This window comes from Ruegeria sp. HKCCA5491, from assembly GCF_013034565.1.
Lineage (GTDB): Bacteria > Pseudomonadota > Alphaproteobacteria > Rhodobacterales > Rhodobacteraceae > Ruegeria.
In genome coordinates this window covers 652,427-671,155 of the sequence record NZ_WQGG01000001.1, presented here as the reverse complement: position 1 = coordinate 671,155, position 18,729 = coordinate 652,427, and the positions used below count along the sequence as shown (strand labels likewise).

Below are 18,729 nucleotides of genomic sequence, written 5' to 3'. Positions count from 1 at the left end.
GTTGCTCTGGCTGGTTTTGGCCGTTCGCGTATTTGTTGTTTGTAAGAGTATTGTGGTTACCGATGGCTTCACAGAAACGAACTGTTAAGCGGCGGCACGTTTTTGGTGTGCTGGCCGCTATTGTTTTGATACCGCCGATCACACGGGTTGGTTTCCTGCGGATTAAGGACAACCCTCTTCCACCTGTTGCAGACCCCAAACCTGTCCTAGTCGATGGCTGGTTGCTGGACGAAAGCGATCTCGACGGTGGAGAGGTGTCATGATCCTCGACGCACGAGGCGACATTCCCGCATTGGATGACCGCTACGATTGCTGCATCGTGGGTGCCGGGCCTGCAGGAATGACGCTTGCCTTCAAACTGGCAGAATCCGGGCAACGTGTTCTTTTGCTTGAAGCTGGCGATTGGGAAGTGACCTGGGAATCTCAGGACCTGTACGAAGGGGAAAATCTGGGGTTGGAATACTACCCCCTGTCCGCCCCGCGCCTTCGGGCCTTGGGTGGAAGCACGGGTCATTGGGGCGGGGTGTGCCTATTGTTGGACCGTTCTGATTTCCTGCCGCGCGATGATGTTCCGCTAAGTGGCTGGCCAATCCGCTTTGAAGATCTGGTGCCCTATCAGGTAGAGGCGGCAAACCTTCTGCAAACCGGTCGCTTCAGCGCGGATATTCGAAAGCCCGTTGATGACCTTGGAAATCTGGAGGTCGTTGAACAGCGTTTCAGTTCCGACCGCCAGTTTCATGATGTTCGAAATGAAGACCCCGTTCGTTTTGGTGTCTCTTTTCAAGACAGATTGAAGAACACTCCGAATATTGATCTGGTCCTGAACGCCAATGTCGTGGGGTTTGCGGTCGATGGTGATACAGGCCGTATCACCCAGGCGCAGGTTCGCAATTATGAAGATGGGCAGGGCGTGGCCACGGCCGACCGGTTTGTGTTGGCATTGGGCGGCATCGAAACCAGCCGCATGTTGCTGCATCTGAATGCGGGTCACGAAAATCGCTTTGGCAACCAGAACGATATGGTCGGGCGGTGTTTCATGGAACACCCGATTATCGACAACGACACCTACTTTATTACCAAGCGGCTCTATTCGCACTCACCCACGTGGGAGCTTGAACGCCTGTTGCGCCGGTCCCGGCCTGAACTTTTGCTGAGCCCCAGTCACGATTACATGCTCAAGAATGGATGGCTGAATTCTGCTGTGCGGCTGCAACGTCTCAACCCTCTGCCGATCAGAGAAAAAGCAATCGGCGACGCCGAGTTTATCAAGAGCCTGCAATTCGAAGAGGACTACTTCTTTACCGGGACGTCCTTTGTGATGGGGGAACAGCAACCCAATCCCGCAAGCCGAATTGTGCTGACCGAAAATCGGGACAGGTTTGGCTTGGGCATCGTCGGGCTGGACCTGCGGTTGACCGAGAGAGATATCGAAACCCTGCGCGGCTCTACAGCCGAAGCTGCCAAGTTCCTGATCCGCAGCGGGCTTGGTCGAATGCGCGTCGATCCGTCCCTTTGGAATCGTGAGCCGCTGGAACAGTTGCCGCTTGACTATTCCAGTCACCATATGGGCGGCGCGCGTATGTCTTTGACATCTGAAACCGGCGTGGTCGACGCCAATTGCAAGGTGCATGGTGCGCCCAACCTTTATGTTGCGGGGTCAGGGGTTTTCCCAACCAGTGGGCATGCAAACCCGACCTTCACGATTGTTCAGCTTTCACTACGTCTGGCCGAGCATTTGGCTGATCCAACCGCCTAGGGTACCGCAGACCGCAAAAGACCGGATGGCCCCAATAAACGGTTGCGCAGTCGCGGTGTCCGCTGGCAAATTGCTGTCGCAAGCTGGGGGGACATCGAGCACATGAAATCGGGATCGTCGGGCAAGGCTGTTTTTCTGACAGGCAGCCTGATGCGGCACGTCACACGGATGTCGCTGACCACTAGTATCGGGTTGATGGCAATATTTGCCGTCGACTTCGTGGATATGGTTTTCATTTCGATGCTGGGTAATGACGCGCTGGCCGCGGCCGTGGGATACGCGGGCACTCTGCTGTTTTTTACGAATTCCGTTAATGTCGGTCTTTCGATCGCCGCAGGTGCGTTGGTGGCGCGAGAACTGGGTGCTGGGCGGCCCGAACGTGCAAGGCAGTTCGCGACCAGTGTTGCTATTTTGGGCATATTGTTTGGTTTAATCGTGTCCGCCATCGTGATGATTAACATACGCTTTCTTCTGTCTGCCTTGGGGGCAGAAGGTGAGGTGCTGCGTCTGGCGGCGCGCTACGTGTCGATCATTTTGCCGACCATGTGGGTCATGGCCATGGCGATGGCTGGCATGGCCGTTCTGCGCGCGAACGGGGACGCCCGGCGTTCGATGATGGCGACGATTTATGGTGGGATCACAAACGCTGTCCTGGACCCGATCCTGATTTTCGCTGTGGGGCTCGGTCTGGACGGTGCGGCCATTGCGTCAGTGATCGCACGCCTTTGCATGTTGATCGCTGCGATCAGGCCCGCCGTGCGTGTGCACCGCGCGTTTGCGCGCCCGTCGATTCAACAGGTTCTTGGCGATTTCCGCTCGGTACGGGCAATTGCTGTGCCTGCTGTTTTGACGAATGTGGCAACCCCGGTGGGAAATGCAATCGTCATCCGTGAAATCGCCCAATTCGGCACAGATGCCGTTGCTGGTATGGCCGTGATCGGACGGCTGATACCTGTTGCATTCTCGGTCATCTTTGCACTGTCAGGGGCAATCGGGCCGATCGTAGGGCAGAATTTCGGAGCCGGACAACACGACCGCGTAAAAGAAACCTTTTGGTCCGGGGTCAAGTTTACGGCCGTCTATGTCTGCCTCATGGCTGCAACGCTGTATTTCCTACGCGCACCTATCGCGGACTTGTTCCGCGCGCAGGGGGAAACGCGGGTCTTGATCTATCTTTTCTGCGGGCCTCTGGCGCTTGCGTCATTCTTCAATGGGGTGATTTTCGTCTCCAATGCCAGCTTTAACAATTTGGGTCACCCCGTGTATTCGACCTGGGTCAACTGGGGGCGACACACTTTGGGAACCTGGCCATTCGCCGTGGCTGGTGCCTATATCGCAGGCGCGCCCGGCGTTTTGATCGGGCAGGCACTGGGGGGCGTCATATTCGCGGCGATCTGTATCGTTTTAGTCCGCCGCGTCGTGTCGCGATTGAAGGAACCTCAGCCAGTTGATCCGTTTTCGGGACAAAAACGGCTTCAGGCCCTATTTGGACGGCGCGGTTGGTAGGCAAGGTCAGTCGAACTGACTGCTGCGCGCTTCCAACCTTTCAAGGTTCACCACAGTGGACAGCATGATGCGGTCGTGGCTCCAATCATCTGCCTGACGCACCGAGGCTGCGGCCAATCCAAGCACCATCGCAAACGCGATTGTCAGGCCGAGAAACAGAAGCGGCATGGAAGATTGAACCGAGGGTGCTTCGGCCAAGGCGATTACCCGTTGACGCAGCACTCGTTTTGCCTTGCCTCCCGTTACCAAGGCTACGTTCAAGACGCGTGGGCTTCCTTGAACAACGGTTCTGGCGCAATAGTCCAATAGACAGGTTGTATAGTCACGCGCATTGATACCCCTGCGGGCAACAACGGATTGGTCGCAAGCAAGTTCGCGGAGCCGGTCAAACTGGTATTTCAAAACAACATAGGCCGGGTTCCAGAACAGGAGCGGGCGCATCAATTCAAAACCCAGTTCCCACTCAACATCTCCGGCGCGCACGTGCTGCAACTCATGTGCCAGCGCAAAGCGCAATTCGCGCGGGGTATCAAGAAGATGGCTGGGCAAGACTACATGGCGTCGGCGCAGACCGCGCACCGCAAAAGGTACGGCGATGCGATCAGATAGCCGGATATCTACCTTGGCAGAACGCCGCCATAGATAGCTGCTGTTGATCGTGTTGCGTATCGCCAAAGCGTCATACGCAATCCGAACCGCGTACCCCACCGATATGATTGCAAGAAGGACAAGCACAGCAGAAACAACCGGATACTCGCCCGAGAAGACCAGATCGCCCCAGCGCTGACGTGTGTTGAGCAACGCCTCAAACTGAGTGGCTGGCATGGCAATATCGCCTCGCAGATAAGCGGCGACAGCGATATCCCCGATCGCGACAACACCGCGGGCCGATGTCTGAGCGGCCAGTGCGAAAACGCCAAGGGCAAGCACAGGACTGAGAACAACGCACAGGCACAGCGCCTTTAGCGCACGAAGCTGGATTACAAACCCATGTTGCAAAGGCGTCTTTGCAAGGGCAGCTCTGACCGCCAACCAAACAAATGCTGCCAGAACAAGTACAAGGTTCAGTTCGAGATAGGCATCGAGAACCGGTTTAACCGCCGTCATTTTGCAGTCTCCTTTCTACCAATGCCCGAATTTCCTCTAGATCGGCTTCGCTAAGGCCGGCGTCGTCCACCAGACGCGCGACAAGTGTGGCAGGTGTGTCGTCGAACAAAGTTCGTGACAGGTTCTGCAACGACCGGGCCTGATACCTGTCTTTCTCCAGAAGCGGCGTATAGATCAGCGTCTTTCCGTCCTTGCGGCTTTCGACAAAGCCTTTTTCGTCGAGAATACGCAGGATGGTAGCGCCGGATGTATAAGCGAGATTGCGTTCAGCAGGCAGACGATCAAGCACGTCACGGACCGAGCCCTGACCAAGTGCCCAAAGCTCATTCATGAACTCGAGCTCTACTTCGGTCAGCAGGTTTGTTGTTTTTTTCTTTCGCATCGGTCTTTCGTGTCGCATTTTTTAGTATGCCTGACAGACAAGCATCCTTTCGCTGTTTCGCAAAGCTCAAACTTTCCAGAAGACGAAAATACCCCAGCCGATTGACAGGAACAGCGGTGTCCAGACGGGCTGTCCCACGAACCCCAGCCAGGCAAGAAAGATGTAGGCCGATCCCAATAGGGTGATGAACAGACGATCGCCCAGTGTGGTCGTCAGGCCCAGAACGCCGCGCCGTTCGATCCCGTCGCGGTACTTGGTGGCTTCGAGGACGCCGATCAAAGCAATAGCTGAGAAGATGCCAACAAACACGGCCAGTGTGGCCGGCGTCCATGCCATCCAAAAATCGGGCCAAAGGGGATCCGTCCAGGAAAAACCTTTCTCTTCTTCCTGTCCGACATTGCCCCAACCGGCTTTGGCTTGGGCGAAGGCCGTTGAAGGCAGGAAGGGGAGGGTAAGTAGTAGTTTACGCATATCGAACCTCACACACGGCCCATCGCGAACCCGCGCGCGATGTAGTTGCGGACAAACCAGATGACGATGGCGCCGGGGATAATGGTGAGCGTCCCGGCGGCTGCCAGCAGGCCAAGTTCATACCCAGCGCTAGAGGCGGTGCGGGTCATCACAGCGGCGATGGGTTTGGCCTCAACCGCCGTAAGCGTCTTGGCCAACAGCATCTCGACCCACGAGAACATGAAGCAGAAGAACGCCGCCACACCCACGCCCGCTTTGATGTTGGGCAGAAAGATCGTCACGAAGAAACGCGGGAAGGAATAGCCATCGACATAGGCGGTTTCGTCCAGTTCCTTGGGGATGCCGCGCATGAAACCTTCCAGAATCCACACCGCCAGTGGCACGTTAAACAGCGTATGCGCCAGCGCCACAGCCAGATAGGTGTCGAACAGGTGGATCGACGAATAAAGCTGAAAGAAGGGCAGCGCGAACACGGCTGCCGGAGCCATGCGGTTGGTCAACAGCCAGAAGAACAATTGCTTGTCACCCAGGAACCGATAGCGCGAGAACGCATAGGCCGCGGGCAGGGCAACGCAGACCGAAAGTACTGTGTTAAGGGTCACATAGGTGATTGAGTTGATGTATCCCCAGTACCACGTCGGATCCGTAAAGATCGTGATGTAATTGTCCAGCGTAAAGGTCTGTGGAAACAGGGAAAAGCCCGACAGGATCTCGTTCGTGGTCTTGAAGGACATCGCCACTAGCCAATAGATCGGCAGCATCAGGAACGCGATATACAGGATCGGGATAAGGGACCGCTTCTTCATTGCGCGTCATCCTTTGTCATCAGAGTGTAGAAGAGCCATGAGACCAGCAGCGTGATGGCGAAATAGATCAGGCTCATCGCAGCTGCAGGGCCAAGGTCGAACTGTCCCAACGCGATCTTCACAAGGTCGATCGACAGCAAGGTGGTCGAATTGCCGGGGCCGCCTCCAGTCAGAACGAAGGGCTCGGTATAGATGTTGAAACTGTCCATAAAGCGCAGCAGGACGGCGATGGTCAGAACGGTTTTCATCTTGGGAAGCTGGATATAGCGGAACACCGACCACGGGCTGGCTCCGTCGATCTTGGCGGCTTGGTAATAGGCATCCGGGATCGACACGAGACCCGCATAACACAGCAGCACCACCAGCGAAGTCCAGTGCCAGACATCCATGACGATGACCGTGATCCAGGCCGACAGGGGCTGTTGCGTCATGTCATAGTTGATGCCTAGAACGTCATTCAGGAAATATCCCATCAGGCCGATTTTCGGCAGGGTGAAGATGTTCCACATCGAGCCAACCACGTTCCACGGGATCAGCATCGGCAGGGCCATCAGCACCAGACAGACCGGCACCCAGAACCCTTTGCGGGGCATAGACAGGGCCACGATGATGCCCAAGGGCACCTCGATCAGCAGGATCAGGAAGGTAAAGAGGAACTGCCGACCGAGGGCCGCTTGGAACCGGTCCGAACGCAGGATTTGTTCGAACCAGCCCAGCCCTTCCCAGAAGAACTGGTTGTTACCAAAGGTTTCCTGCACCGAATAGTTGACTACCGTCATCATCGGCACCAGCGCGTTGAATGCGACCAGTGCCAGCACGGGCAGGACAAAGAACCACGCTTTTTGGTTTTCCGTTCTCATTGCGACCGCTCCTCGGTTGCGATCCAGCCGTCGCGGTAGACGCGGGATTGTTCTGGTTTGAATTGCAGAAAGACCTCTGATCCTGGCTCGGGCACACTGTGTTCCGTCACCGCTTTCAGGGCCGTATTGCCGACCATGGCGCTGATTACATAGTGGCGGCCGATATCAGCCACTTTGGTCACATGGGCCGGGATTCCGGTGTCGCCAAAACCCACATACTCGGGGCGAATGCCCAGATCGGTGCGACCTCCGTCGCCGTGAGTGGGGCCTTCCAGCATCACCTCATGACCCTCGAAAACGGCACGGTCGCCTTTGGCCTCACACGGCAGAACGTTCATGCCGGGCGATCCGATGAAATGGCCGACAAACGTGTGCTGGGGCCGCTCGAACAGTTCAACCGGCGTGCCAATCTGTACAACTTCGCCTTCCTGCATCACCACCACTTCGTCGGCAAAGGTCAGCGCCTCGGTCTGGTCGTGGGTCACGTAGATCATCGTTGCTTTGACGCGCTGGTGCAGCTCTTTCAGCTTGGACCGAAGTTTCCACTTCAGGTGCGGGTCAATAACGGTCAGCGGCTCGTCGAACATCACCGCGTTCACGTCATCGCGCACCAACCCGCGCCCCATCGAGATTTTCTGCTTGTTGTCCGGGCTGAGGCCACTGGCGCGGGTGTTCAGCATATCGGTGACGTCCAACATCTCGGCAATCTCATCGACGCGGCGCTTGATGGTTGCAGGATCGACTCCCCGGTTCTTCAGCGGAAAGGCCAGGTTTTCGCCTACGGTCATCGTGTCGTAGATCACCGGAAACTGGAACACCTGCGCAATGTTGCGCTGATCAGGGGGCAGGGCGGTCACGTCCTGACCATCGAACAGGATCTGCCCCTCGGATGGGGTCAGCAGGCCCGAGATGATGTTCAGCAGAGTTGACTTGCCGCAACCCGACGGACCCAACAGCGCATAGGCCCCGCCATCGCGCCACGTCACGTCGATTTCCTTCAGTGCATAGTCCTCGGGACCTTTCGGGGCCGGCATATAGCTGTGCCTAAGGTTTGAAAGCTTGATCTGAGCCATTAGACAACCCTTTTTCCGTCTTGGCTGAAGTACCGGCAATGCGCTGGATTCATGTAGAAACTATGGTCTTCGCCAACCTGATAAGGGTGCACACCTGCCGCCAATGACACCCAGGCGTCGTCCCCATGTTGGAAATGCGCACTGGAATCCGAGCCCGAAAGCTCGGTCACGATCACGCGGCCCGTCAGTTCTACATCGATGTCAGATGTGCGGAATGGGGTCACCCGGTGCGGGCGGACGGCGACCATGTATTCGCCATCGGCCATGTCCGAGACTGCCCAGCCTCCACCACCTGCAAGCTGCGCCTGCGTGCCTGATACGGTGATGCGCGCCACGTTGATCGGCGGGTCTGAAAAGACGCGTGCAGCCGCGATGTTTTCGGGGTTGCGATAAATATCTGCGGTCGGGCCGAACTGCGTCACACGTCCATCTTCCATCAGGGCGGTGTAGCCGCCCAGCAGCAACGCCTCTTCGGGTTCTGAAGTCGCATAGACCACCACGGCCCCGCGCCCGGCGAACAGATCGGGCAACTGCTCGCGCAGTTCTTCGCGCAATTTGTAGTCGAGGTTGGCCAGCGGTTCGTCCAGAAACACCGCGCGGCTTTCCTTGGCAATTGCGCGGGCCAGCGCAGTACGTTGCTGCTGCCCGCCCGACAGCTCATGCGGGCGGCGGTGCAACATAGGGCGCAGTTGCAGCAGATCGGCTGCCTCTTCCACGCGGCCCTCGATCTCGGATTTCGCCATGCCCGCCACGCGCAGCGGCGAGGCGATGTTGTCGAATACAGTCATATGCGGGTAGTTCACGAAGAACTGGTGGACGAGGCTGATCTGCCGTTTTTGCGTGTTCAGCCGGGTCACGTTCTGCCCGTCCATCAGCACTTTGCCAGAGGCGATCGGGTCCAGCCCGGCCATCATCTTGATCAGAGAGGTCTTGCCTGATCCCGTCGCGCCCAACAGCACATTGAAATGGCCGGTCTGAAGCGTCAGGTTTGTGGGCTTGATGTGGATGACGTTGCCAACCCGTTTGGTGGCGTCTTGAAGTTCGATCATGTCCGTGGGTTCCGGTCCTTCAGTGCGGTGCACTGGTCTTGGTGTGGGGATGCCGCGCACGGCATCCCCGGTTTCATTGGCTTAGTTGGCCTGCCAGCGCGCCACCAGCTCGTCATAGTTGACAGTCTGGCCTTGCGGCTTTTCGTTTTCCAACTTGGCCTTTGGCGAACCGGCTTTCTCCAACCAGAAGGCAGGATCTTGCGGTTCGTTCAGACGCGGACCACAGCCGCCGTAGACACCGGCGCTTTCATCCGCAGCCTGCATCCGGGCCATGGTGATGTCCATTTCCTCGGCCAGACGGTCCATCGCCTCTTGCGGAGTGAACGCGCCCGAGTTCACATCACCGATCTGCTGCCACCAGATTTGGGCCAGCTTCGGATAGTCCGGCACGTTGATGCCGGTCGGCGACCATGCCACACGGTCAGGCGAGCGGTAGAACTCGACCAGACCACCCAGCTTGGGTGCACGTTCGGTGAACGACTCGTGGTTGACCGAGCTGTCGCGGATGAAGGTCAGACCCACATGGGACTTCTTCACATCAACAGTCTTCGACGTCACGAACTGAGCGTAAAGCCAAGCCGCCTGAGCACGATCTTCGGGGGTCGATTTCAGGAAGGTCCACGACCCCACGTCCTGATAGCCAACCTTCTGGCCGTCTTCCCAATAGGGGCCATGCGGGCTGGGGGCCATCCGCCACAACGGCGTGCCCTCGTCATCCACGGTGTTGTTGCCTTCGGATTTCGGCTTCACCATGTCGGCGGTAAAGGCGGTGTACCAGAAGATCTGCTGTGCCACGTTGCCTTGGCTGAGCGCGGGCAACGACTGGTAGAAGTCATAAGACGCCGCACCCGGAGGCGCATAGTTCCGCAGCCATTCGTCCCACTTGCGGATCGCATAGACCGCAGCCGGGCCGTTTGCAGCACCACCGCGCGAAACGGACGCACCAACAGGATTACAAGTGCCCGCTTCCATGCGGATGCCCCATTCGTCGACCGGAACACCGTTAGGCTCGCCCACGTCACCGGCACCGGCCATTGACAGCCATGCGTCGGTCATACGCCAGCCAAGGTCAGGCGCACGCTTGCCGTAATCCATGTGGCCATAGATCGCGACGCCGTCGACTTCTTTCACGTCGTTGGTGAAGAATTCGGCGATGTCTTCGTATGCCGACCAGTTGACCGGAACGCCCAGGTCGTAGCCGTACTTTTCTTTGAAGGCCGCCTTGTTTGCTTCGTCGTCGAACCAGTCCTTGCGGAACCAGTAAAGGTTGGCGAACTGCTGGTCAGGCAATTGGTACAACTTACCATCGGGACCGGTGGTGAACTGAATGCCCATGAAGTCATCCAGATCCAGTGTCGGCGAAGTTGTCGCCGACCAGTCGCCTTCCATCATGTCTGTCAGCGGATAGGCCAGTTGCAGACGCGAGTGGGTGCCGATCAGATCACTATCGTTGACATAGCCGTCATACAGGTTACGTCCGGTTTGCATCTGAGTTTGAACAGCCTGAACCACCTCACCCTCACCGAGGATCTGGTGGTTGACCTTGATGCCGGTGATTTCCTCGAACGCCTTGGTCAGAACCTCGGATTCATAGGAATGGGTTGGGATACCCTCTGACAGGACGTTGATTTCCATGCCGGCATAGGGCTGTGCAGCTTCGATGAACCACTTCATCTCACCCATCTGCTCGTCTTTCGACAGCGTTGATGGCTGGAATTCGTCATCAATCCAACGTTGTGCTGCGGCTTCGTCAGCCCAAGCAGGGCCGTGCCCCGCAATGACGGCAGCCGCCGCCACTGCGGAAAGTAGATGTCTCCGCATCTGTCTCCTCCCAAAGATTATGAGTTCCGGTATTGACCGGATGACGAACAGCATCAGCGATTTCGCGCTTAGCTGTCAAACTAATTTTTTAGTAAATGGCATAGTTTCTCGGTAAGTAATTGTTTTACATTGGAACGCATCGTTCTTGCGCAGTCTGAGGAGGCCGCGGATTAAAGCGCGCCTCATTCGGTCCTCAGGTTTATCTTTCCTTGCCAAGTCCTTGATTCTTTGTAAGCTGATCGTGATTTTACTGGTTTCGAGCGGATATCTTGTCCAGTGAATTCTCTATTTCTTTTAGACGACTGAGGTTCGACGATGTCCCAAAGTCTTTTGAAGTACACTCGTGTTCTGGAAATTGTCGGGGACACTATCAAGGTCAGGGTCCCGCTGGACGGCGAAGCCGATGCGGCGGTTCGGTTCAACGACCTGGCCGTGATCGAAACGGTGGACGGGCACAAGACGCTGGCGCAGGCGATTTTCATCGACCGCGATGTTGTGACCCTACAGGTGTTTTCCGGCACCAAGGGTATCTCGACCGAGGCAACCGCGACCTTTCTGGGCCACCCGATGCAGACGCCCTATTCGGCCAACATTCTGGGCCGCGTCTTTGACGGGGCAGGGGTGGCGATCGACGGTGGGCCGGACCTGTCCTCCGAGCCGCGGATCGACATTGGTGGGCCAACGGTGAACCCCTCGGAGCGGGCTGTGCCCAACAAGATGATCTGCACCGACGTGCCGATGATCGACGTGTTCAACACACTAGTCGAAAGCCAGAAAATCCCTATCTTTTCGGTTTCGGGCGAGCCGTTCAATGCGTTCCTCAGTCGGATCGGTATTCAGGCTGATGCCGATATCGTGGTCTTTGGGGGGCTGGGTCTGATCTTTGACGATTACCACACGTTCCGGACCTCGTTTGAGGATGCGGGCGTGTTTTCCCGCACGGTGATGTTCGTCAATCAGGCGATGGACCCGCTGGTGGAACGGCTCTTGGTGCCAGATATGGCACTGGCCGTGGCCGAGAAATTCGCGGTGGAAGAGGGCAAGCGCGTGCTGGTGCTGTTGACCGATATGACCGCCTATGCGGATGCAATGAAAGAGGTGGGGATCAGTCAGGAACGCGTGCCGTCGCAGCGCGGTTATATGGGAGATCTCTATTCCCAACTCGCGCGGCGGTATGAGAAAGCGTGTGATTACGCCAAGGGTGGCTCGGTCACGGTGTTGACCGTGACGACGATGCCCGGCAATGACGTGACCCACCCGGTGCCAGATAACACGGGTTATATCACCGAGGGGCAGTTCTACCTGCATTCGGGGGTTATTGATCCGTTCGGCAGCTTGTCGCGCCTCAAGCAGAACGTGATCGGTAAGACCACGCGCGAAGATCACGGGCAGATCATGAATACGATGATCCGGTTCTATTCGGAAAGCCGCGATGCGGCGCAGAAACAGGCGATGGCGTTTGATCTGTCGGATTACGATCACCAGTTGCTGAAATTCGGCGCGCTGTTCCGGGCGCGGTTCATGGATATCAACGTCTCGATCCCGCTTGAGGACGCGCTGGATCTGGGGTGGAAGACGCTGGCCGAGTGTTTCCAGCCTGATCAGTTGCTGATGAAGCAGGCCTTGGTCGACAAGTATTACCCAAAGGATGTCGATGGCGCGGTTGCAGCTGAATAAATCGTCGCTGGCCCGCCAGCAGACCCAGCTGAAAAGCTATGAGCGGTTCCTGCCGTCGCTGGACCTCAAACGCCAGCAGTTGATGGCGGAACGTGCCAAAGCCCGCGAAGACGTCCAACGCTTGCAGCAAGAGGTGCACGATCTGGCGCAGCAGGTCGGGGAAAAACTGCCGATGTTGGCGCAGCAAGGGGTCGATCTGGATGGGTTGGTTCAGCTGAAGGACTACAAGCTGAAAAAGGTCAACGTGGTCGGCGTCAAGATGCCCGACCTAGACCGGATCGAAGTTGCTGTGCGGCCCTATTCGGTGTTGGCGAAACCGCATTGGGTCGATGCCGCTGCCGGCCTGTTGCATGACATGATTGAGGCGCGGTTGCGCGTCAAAGTCGCCGAAGAACGGGTGCGCATCTTTGACAAGGCTGTGGCCACGATTACGCAGCGGGTTAACCTGTTCGAAAAGGTTCTGATCCCGCGCGCCAAGGCCAATATCAAGAAAATCCGCATCTTTCTAAGTGATGAACAGATGCAGGCGGTTGTGCGCTCGAAAATCTCTAAGCGTAAACATGCGCAGGAGGCGCTGACATGAGCGTTGCGCGGCTGAAGAAACTGTCCCTCGTCGGACCTGCCGCGCGGAAGGGCGATACGCTGGAGGCGTTGCAGGAGCTAGGCTGTATGCATGTGCTGCCACTTGCGCCTCCGCCCGCCGAGCCGGAAAAGATCAGCGAGCGCGGCGCGCGCAATGCGTATAAGGCGCTGCGCTTTTTGACGGATGTGCCAGAGCCGCGCCGACAGATACAGCGTGATCCGGTGTTCGATATGGATCAGTTCGTGCGTGACGTGTTGGACCTGATGCAGCGCACCCGCGATATGACGGATCGCCGGGATTTTCTGACCTACCGGATCGCGCAGGTTCGCCCTTGGGGGGACCTGGATTTTCCGCCGACCGATGTGCTGGCGGGTAATCGGCTATGGTTCTATCAGCTTCCCCTGAAACATCGCGATGCATTGTCAAACATCAATCTGCCCTGGGCGATTTTGCAGGAGGACCATCGGTACTTTTACGCCGTTCTGATCGCGCCCGATGATCCGGGCGATGATATCCTGCCGGTGCCGCGTACGCATACCGGTTCTTTGCCGATTCACGAATTGGAAGCGCAACTGGAAGAAGCCGAGATCGCGATTGAGGCGTTGGAGGCTGAACGGGTTGCCCAAACACGTTATCTGACCCTGATGCGCCGTAACTTGTCGGCAGCAGAAAGCGCCGCGGAACTGGCTCATGCGACCCAGAAGGTCCGCGACGCAGAGGCGATGTTCGCCTTGCAGGGCTGGGTGCCCGAGGACCGTATCGAAGCGGTTCTGGACATGGCCAAATCCAAAGATGCCGCTGTTCTGATTGAAGAACCGGGGCCGGATGACAATCCACCGACTCTGCTGGAGCAACCGGAGGACCGAAGCGCGGCCGTTGATCTTGCGTTGTTCTATCAGGTGCCGGGGTACAAGGACTGGGACCCGAGTATCATCGTCGCGGCCTCATTCGCGTTTTTCTTTGCCATGATCGTGGCGGATGCAGGTTACGGAGCAGTCATACTGCTGGGTCTTTTGGCATTCTGGAAACGCATGGGAAAAACGCCGAGCGAAAGGTCTTGGCGCCGATATGGAGTGATGATTTCCAGCGCTACGATCATCTACGGTGTGCTGGTCGGCAGCTATTTTGGTGCATCACCAGCCGACGGCACGGTTTGGGCCAAGCTCAAGATACTGGACCTCAACAACTTTGGTGCGATGATGATGATCTCGATCGTGGTTGGCGTATTGCATCTGGTGTTGGCCAATGCTTTGGCCGCGCGCGCGGCGTGGGGGCAGCGGAGGGCCGTTGCAAACCTTGGCTGGATCGGAGCCTTGATTGGTGGGTTTATTCTGTGGCTCAGCTATATGAAGGGTGGGACGAAGCTGCCGGGCTCGATTGTATTGGCTGCGGGTGTTCTGGCCATTGTCCTGTTTTCAAGTGAGCGGGCTGTGCGTAAACCAATCGACTGGCTGTGGCGGCTGATAGATGGGCTGCAAAGCCTTGCTGGTGCGATGGGGGCATTTGGCGATGTGCTGAGCTATATGCGTCTGTTTGCGCTGGGTCTGGCCTCGGCGTCGCTTGCGATCACGTTCAATGATCTGGCGGTTTCGGTGATGCAGGCGATGAAGGGGCCGGGCATTCTGTTCGGGCTGTTGATCCTGATCGTCGGTCATATTCTGAACTTCGCCCTCGCGATGATGAGCGGTGTCGTTCACGGATTGCGTCTCAATTATATCGAATTCTTTAAATGGGGTCTGCCGGATGAAGGCATCGTCTTTCGCCCGTTCGCCCGCAAGGAGGTACAGGAATGAATGAGCTTGTATTGACATTGGGTTGGCTGGGTATTTACGCGCCAATGGCGTTGGGCGCGGCGGCAAGTGCCATTGGGTGCGCAATCGCTGGGCAGGCCAGCATCGGCGCGATGACTGAAACCGAAGGCGGCTATGGTCGGTTCGTCGGTGTCTCGGCATTTCCGTCAACGATGGTGATCTACGGGATTGTCATCATGTTTACCCTGAACCGCGATGTGACGCCCGAAAATGCGGGCGGGTTGTTCGGGATCGGCATCCTATCGGGCATTGCGCTGATGTATTGCGGCATCTGGCAAGGACGGGCCTGCGCCGCGGCGATCAATGCAACAAAAGAGAAACCAGAAATCTTCGGCTTGGCGCTTGCTCCGGCGGCGATCATCGAAGGGTTTGGCGTTTTCGCCTTCGTATTTGCCTTGGTCATCAGCGCGGGGATTAGCTGATGGCACAGGATGGAATGATTTCTCATGGTGTTGATGCCCTGATCGACAAGCTGCGAAATGACGGCGTTGCCGCAGGTCAGGCCGAGGCCGAGAAGCTACGCGCCGAGGCCAAGGCTGAGGCCGCCAAGATCCTTGCAGATGCCAAGCACGAGGCTGAGGCGCATCAGAAGAAAGCCCGCGCCGACTCGGACAATTACCGCGCGGCTGGAGAAGAGGCGCTGAATACCGCGATGCGCGATGCCGTTTTGACGATGAAAGCTGGCCTGACCGACCGTTTCCGCAAGGATGTCGAGCGCCTTGTCACCAAGGAATTGGCTGATCCCGAGATGCTGAAACAGATGATCCTTGAGGTTGTTGGGCGGGCCGCAGCAGGTGCCAAGCTGGATGGTAAAGTGCAGGTGATCCTGCCCGCGAAAGTGGCCACTCAGGAAGATATCAAGCAGAACGCCGACGATATCCAGTCTGGTAAATTGACCAAGTATGTGCTGGGTTTGACCGCCGAAATGCTGCGGGAACAAGTCGAGCTGCACGCGTCAGACGATACGCAGGATGGCATTCGCATTCAGGCCGAGGAGCAGGGCGTTGTTCTGGACCTCACCGACAAAGCCGTGGCCTCGCTATTGATGGAGCATCTGCAACCCAGATTCCGCGCCGTGCTGGAAGGCGTGATCCGCTGACATGTCGGACCCGGACGCCTATATCGCGCTGATCAGCAGTTTGCCGGGCTCGGAGCGGTTGTTTGTGGCCAAGCAGCCGCCTCTGTCGCGACTGCGGCTGGATCGACGGTTGAAGGCGCTGGCACCCGAAGATGCCCGGGTTCTGCGCGTGTTGGAGCACGCTCTGAACTGGAACGATTACGACATGGATGTCACGGACGATCAAGCGATTGCGCGCTGCAGGAAGGCACTGGATAACATCCCGCAACCGACATTGAAAAAGTTGCTTATCGAACGGATGGACTTGCGCACCGTAGTTGCCGCGTTGCGACTTCGGCATCGAGGGGAACCACCGCCTGCGACGCCTTTGGGGTTTGGACGATGGAGCCGCCATATCCCTGCCCATTGGAATGACCCCGGTTTCGGGTTGGATGCGGCAATGCCTTGGATCAAAGACGCGCGTCAATTGCTGGAAGTCAACGATCCACTGGGGCTAGAAAGGCTGCTTTTGTCGATTAGTCACAAGCAGTTAAAGCGCCACGCCGCACGACATCTTTTCGATTTTGAGGCCGTGGCGATCTATGTGCTGATCTGGAATATTTTCGACCGTTGGGCGCAAAGCAGCGCGCAGGAGGCGGCAACACGATTTGAAAAACTGGCGCAACAGGCCATGGCCGACGTCGCTGATATCGACTTTGAGGGAGCTTACGCATGACCGCCCCAACCCCCGCTATCCAAACAGCCACCGCCCGTGTTGTCTCGGTCCAGGAGGGGCTGGTTCAGATCGAAGCAAAACCGGACGCAGAAGGTCGCCCCGGGCAGTTGATCAAAAACGAGGTGGTGTTTATTTTGCCGACTCGCCTCGGCCCCGGAGGTCGACAGGAACGCCTGAAGGCCGAAGTTCTGCGTGTGCGTGGGAAAACAGCGGACGTACAGGTCTATGAAAGCACGGATGGCGTTGCGGTGGGCGATCCGGTGGAGCAATCGGGGCAGTTGCTGTCGGTCGAACTTGGGCCGGGATTGTTGGGTCAGGTGTTTGACGGTCTGCAGTCCCCTTTGCCGAAAGTCGCGGCTGAGTTTGGCACTTTCCTGCCGCGCGGTGCGGATGTGGCCCCGTTGGACGATCAGGCAAAGTGGTCGTTTTCACCGTCCGTCAAAGTTGGTGATAGTGTTCGAGCAGGGGACAGTATCGGAACGGTGCCCGAGGGCAGGTTCGAACACAAAATCATGCTGCCGTTCAACTGGGTCGGCGACTATAAGGTTGTCTGGGTCCAGAAGGGCGCGGCTACGATCCACGATATCATGGCGCGGCTTGAGGACGAACAGGGCGGAGAGCATACTCTGACCCTTTCACAGAAATGGCCGGTGCGACGTCCATTGCCCGAAGGGGTTCTGAAACGCGCGCTGTCCGAAAGGCTTTATCCAACCGAACCGGTCCTGACATCTCAGCGCCTGATCGACACGTTCTTTCCCATTGCCCGGGGTGGAACAGCCTGTATTCCGGGGCCGTTTGGTGCCGGTAAGACAGTGTTGCAGAACCTGATCGCGCGAAACGCCAAGGTAGACATCGTCATAGTCGTCGCCTGTGGAGAGCGCGCGGGCGAGGTGGTTGAAACCATTAGCGAATTTCCAAAGATGACTGACCCGACCTCGGGTGGTAGCCTCATGGACCGGACGATCATAATCTGCAACACGTCCTCGATGCCCGTTGCGGCGCGTGAGGCGTCGATTTTCACCGGCATCACGCTGGGCGAGTACTATCGCCAGATGGGGTATGATGTTCTGTTGATTGCCGACAGCACAAGCCGCTGGGCACAGGCCATGCGAGAGACCTCGGGCAAGTTGGAAGAAATCCCCGGAGAAGAAGGGTTTCCGGCCTATCTGGAAAGCTCGATCAAGGGGTTGTACGAACGCGCGGGCGCATTGAAAACTAATGACGGCGCGCTGGGCAGCCTGACCCTGATCGGAACGGTCTCACCTGCCGGGGGCAACTTTGACGAACCGGTCACGCAATCGACCTTGTCGACGGTTAAATGTTTCCTCGGTCTGTCTTCCGAACGTGCCTATAAGCGGTTTTACCCTGCGGTCGATCCGATGCTCAGTTGGTCGCGCTATCTGGACCAGTTGTCCGACTGGTATGACAAGAACGCTGAGGCGGGTTGGACCAGCAAGGTTCGTGATCTTCTGGCGTTGATCGAAAAGGGCGAACAGGTCGACCAGATGATGCAGGTGACAGGCGAAGAGGGCGTTACGATCGAGGATTTCGTCACCCAGCAAAAGGCCTTGTTCGTGGACATGGTCTATCTGCAACAAGATGCGTTCGATAAAGTGGATGCGACCGTACCGCTTGATAGGCAGAAGATGACTTTCAAGCTGGTCTACGGCGTGACACAATCCACCGCCGAATTCGCCGATAAAGCCGAGGTTCGACAGGTCTTTACGCAGCTGACGGGATTGATGAAGAACTTCCACTATGCGACTGAAAACACGCCGGAATTCAAATCTACTTGGGGTCAGATAGAAGATCTGTGTCGCGAAAAATTCGGAGTGTAAGGGAAATGGTAGCCCGTAGGGGAATCGAACCCCTCTTTCCAGGTTGAAAACCTGGCGTCCTAACCGATAGACGAACGGGCCATTTAGGCGATACAAGCACAAGTGGTAGCCCGTAGGGGAATCGAACCCCTCTTTCCAGGTTGAAAACCTGGCGTCCTAACCGATAGACGAACGGGCCACGTTAGCTTGTGGAGCG

The 18,729-nt window shown here is 57.2% G+C and carries 18 protein-coding genes and 2 tRNA genes; 10 read left to right on the top strand and 10 right to left on the bottom strand.

Going from position 1 to position 18,729, the window contains the following annotated elements:
• Positions 1 to 62 precede the first annotated feature (62 nt).
• From GOV88_RS03180 to GOV88_RS03170, 3 genes are all read left to right on the top strand, one after another.
• Entirely contained in the window at positions 63 to 263 is a 201-nt protein-coding gene (locus GOV88_RS03180) for a hypothetical protein (RefSeq protein WP_171120929.1), read from the top strand.
• The gene (locus GOV88_RS03175) at positions 260 to 1,756 is read left to right on the top strand and encodes a GMC oxidoreductase (protein ID WP_171239516.1); all 1,497 of its coding nucleotides are present in this window, start codon (positions 260 to 262) and stop codon (positions 1,754 to 1,756) included. The genes GOV88_RS03180 and GOV88_RS03175 overlap by 4 nt, the downstream gene beginning before the upstream one ends.
• A 102-nt stretch (positions 1,757 to 1,858) precedes the next feature.
• Positions 1,859 to 3,262, top strand: coding sequence for an MATE family efflux transporter (locus GOV88_RS03170; RefSeq protein WP_254449143.1), 1,404 nt, complete (start codon positions 1,859 to 1,861; stop codon positions 3,260 to 3,262).
• Between the two features lie 6 nt (positions 3,263 to 3,268).
• Here GOV88_RS03170 and GOV88_RS03165 read toward each other — a convergent pair whose 3' ends face one another.
• The 8 genes from GOV88_RS03165 to GOV88_RS03130 all read right to left on the bottom strand — a co-directional run bounded on the left by GOV88_RS03165 (position 3,269) and on the right by GOV88_RS03130 (position 10,831).
• A complete protein-coding gene (locus tag GOV88_RS03165; RefSeq protein ID WP_171239515.1) occupies positions 3,269 to 4,369 on the bottom strand; it encodes a M56 family metallopeptidase in 1,101 nt (366 codons plus the stop codon).
• Positions 4,356 to 4,751, bottom strand: coding sequence for a BlaI/MecI/CopY family transcriptional regulator (locus GOV88_RS03160; protein WP_171120934.1), 396 nt, complete (start codon positions 4,749 to 4,751; stop codon positions 4,356 to 4,358). The genes GOV88_RS03165 and GOV88_RS03160 overlap by 14 nt, the downstream gene beginning before the upstream one ends.
• A gap of 66 nt (positions 4,752 to 4,817) precedes the next feature.
• Positions 4,818 to 5,222, bottom strand: coding sequence for a DUF2160 domain-containing protein (locus tag GOV88_RS03155; protein WP_171210516.1), 405 nt, complete (start codon positions 5,220 to 5,222; stop codon positions 4,818 to 4,820).
• Between the two features lie 8 nt (positions 5,223 to 5,230).
• Positions 5,231 to 6,028, bottom strand: coding sequence for a carbohydrate ABC transporter permease (locus GOV88_RS03150; RefSeq protein ID WP_170410573.1), 798 nt, complete (start codon positions 6,026 to 6,028; stop codon positions 5,231 to 5,233).
• On the bottom strand, positions 6,025 to 6,888 hold the full coding sequence (locus GOV88_RS03145) for a carbohydrate ABC transporter permease (protein WP_170383538.1): 864 nt from the start codon (positions 6,886 to 6,888) through the stop codon (positions 6,025 to 6,027). The genes GOV88_RS03150 and GOV88_RS03145 overlap by 4 nt, the downstream gene beginning before the upstream one ends.
• Complete coding sequence (locus GOV88_RS03140; RefSeq protein ID WP_171120938.1) at positions 6,885 to 7,961, bottom strand: ABC transporter ATP-binding protein; 1,077 nt, start codon at positions 7,959 to 7,961, stop codon at positions 6,885 to 6,887. The genes GOV88_RS03145 and GOV88_RS03140 overlap by 4 nt, the downstream gene beginning before the upstream one ends.
• Positions 7,961 to 9,010 (bottom strand): ABC transporter ATP-binding protein, encoded by a 1,050-nt coding sequence (locus GOV88_RS03135; RefSeq protein WP_171120941.1) that lies wholly within the window; start codon positions 9,008 to 9,010, stop codon positions 7,961 to 7,963. Before GOV88_RS03135 ends, GOV88_RS03140 begins: the two co-directional genes overlap by 1 nt.
• A gap of 81 nt (positions 9,011 to 9,091) precedes the next feature.
• Positions 9,092 to 10,831 carry an ABC transporter substrate-binding protein gene (locus tag GOV88_RS03130; protein WP_171239514.1) on the bottom strand — a complete coding sequence of 580 codons (1,740 nt, stop codon included), beginning with the start codon at positions 10,829 to 10,831 and terminating at the stop codon, positions 9,092 to 9,094.
• 315 nt (positions 10,832 to 11,146) lie between these two features.
• On the opposite strand from GOV88_RS03130, the gene GOV88_RS03125 reads away from it, so the two are divergent.
• Genes GOV88_RS03125 through GOV88_RS03095 form a run of 7 tightly spaced genes read left to right on the top strand, consistent with a single transcriptional unit; the run spans position 11,147 to position 18,533 of the window.
• Positions 11,147 to 12,508 carry a V-type ATP synthase subunit B gene (locus GOV88_RS03125; RefSeq protein WP_171239513.1) on the top strand — a complete coding sequence of 454 codons (1,362 nt, stop codon included), beginning with the start codon at positions 11,147 to 11,149 and terminating at the stop codon, positions 12,506 to 12,508.
• Positions 12,486 to 13,091 carry a V-type ATP synthase subunit D gene (locus GOV88_RS03120; RefSeq protein WP_171239512.1) on the top strand — a complete coding sequence of 202 codons (606 nt, stop codon included), beginning with the start codon at positions 12,486 to 12,488 and terminating at the stop codon, positions 13,089 to 13,091. Before GOV88_RS03125 ends, GOV88_RS03120 begins: the two co-directional genes overlap by 23 nt.
• Complete coding sequence (locus GOV88_RS03115) at positions 13,088 to 14,884, top strand: V-type ATP synthase subunit I (RefSeq protein WP_171239511.1); 1,797 nt, start codon at positions 13,088 to 13,090, stop codon at positions 14,882 to 14,884. The genes GOV88_RS03120 and GOV88_RS03115 overlap by 4 nt, the downstream gene beginning before the upstream one ends.
• Positions 14,881 to 15,324, top strand: coding sequence for an ATP synthase subunit C (locus tag GOV88_RS03110; RefSeq protein ID WP_170422131.1), 444 nt, complete (start codon positions 14,881 to 14,883; stop codon positions 15,322 to 15,324). The genes GOV88_RS03115 and GOV88_RS03110 overlap by 4 nt, the downstream gene beginning before the upstream one ends.
• Positions 15,324 to 16,001, top strand: coding sequence for a hypothetical protein (locus GOV88_RS03105; protein WP_171239510.1), 678 nt, complete (start codon positions 15,324 to 15,326; stop codon positions 15,999 to 16,001). Before GOV88_RS03110 ends, GOV88_RS03105 begins: the two co-directional genes overlap by 1 nt.
• A 1-nt stretch (position 16,002) precedes the next feature.
• Positions 16,003 to 16,695: a hypothetical protein gene (locus GOV88_RS03100; RefSeq protein WP_171239509.1), complete on the top strand. Its 693-nt coding sequence runs from the start codon at positions 16,003 to 16,005 to the stop codon at positions 16,693 to 16,695.
• The gene (locus GOV88_RS03095) at positions 16,692 to 18,533 is read left to right on the top strand and encodes a V-type ATP synthase subunit A (RefSeq protein WP_171239508.1); all 1,842 of its coding nucleotides are present in this window, start codon (positions 16,692 to 16,694) and stop codon (positions 18,531 to 18,533) included. The genes GOV88_RS03100 and GOV88_RS03095 overlap by 4 nt, the downstream gene beginning before the upstream one ends.
• Positions 18,534 to 18,539: 6 nt before the next feature.
• Here GOV88_RS03095 and GOV88_RS03090 read toward each other — a convergent pair.
• A tRNA-Glu gene (locus GOV88_RS03090) sits at positions 18,540 to 18,614 on the bottom strand.
• 22 nt (positions 18,615 to 18,636) lie between these two features.
• Positions 18,637 to 18,711 (bottom strand) — tRNA-Glu (locus GOV88_RS03085).
• Positions 18,712 to 18,729: the final 18 nt, after the last annotated feature.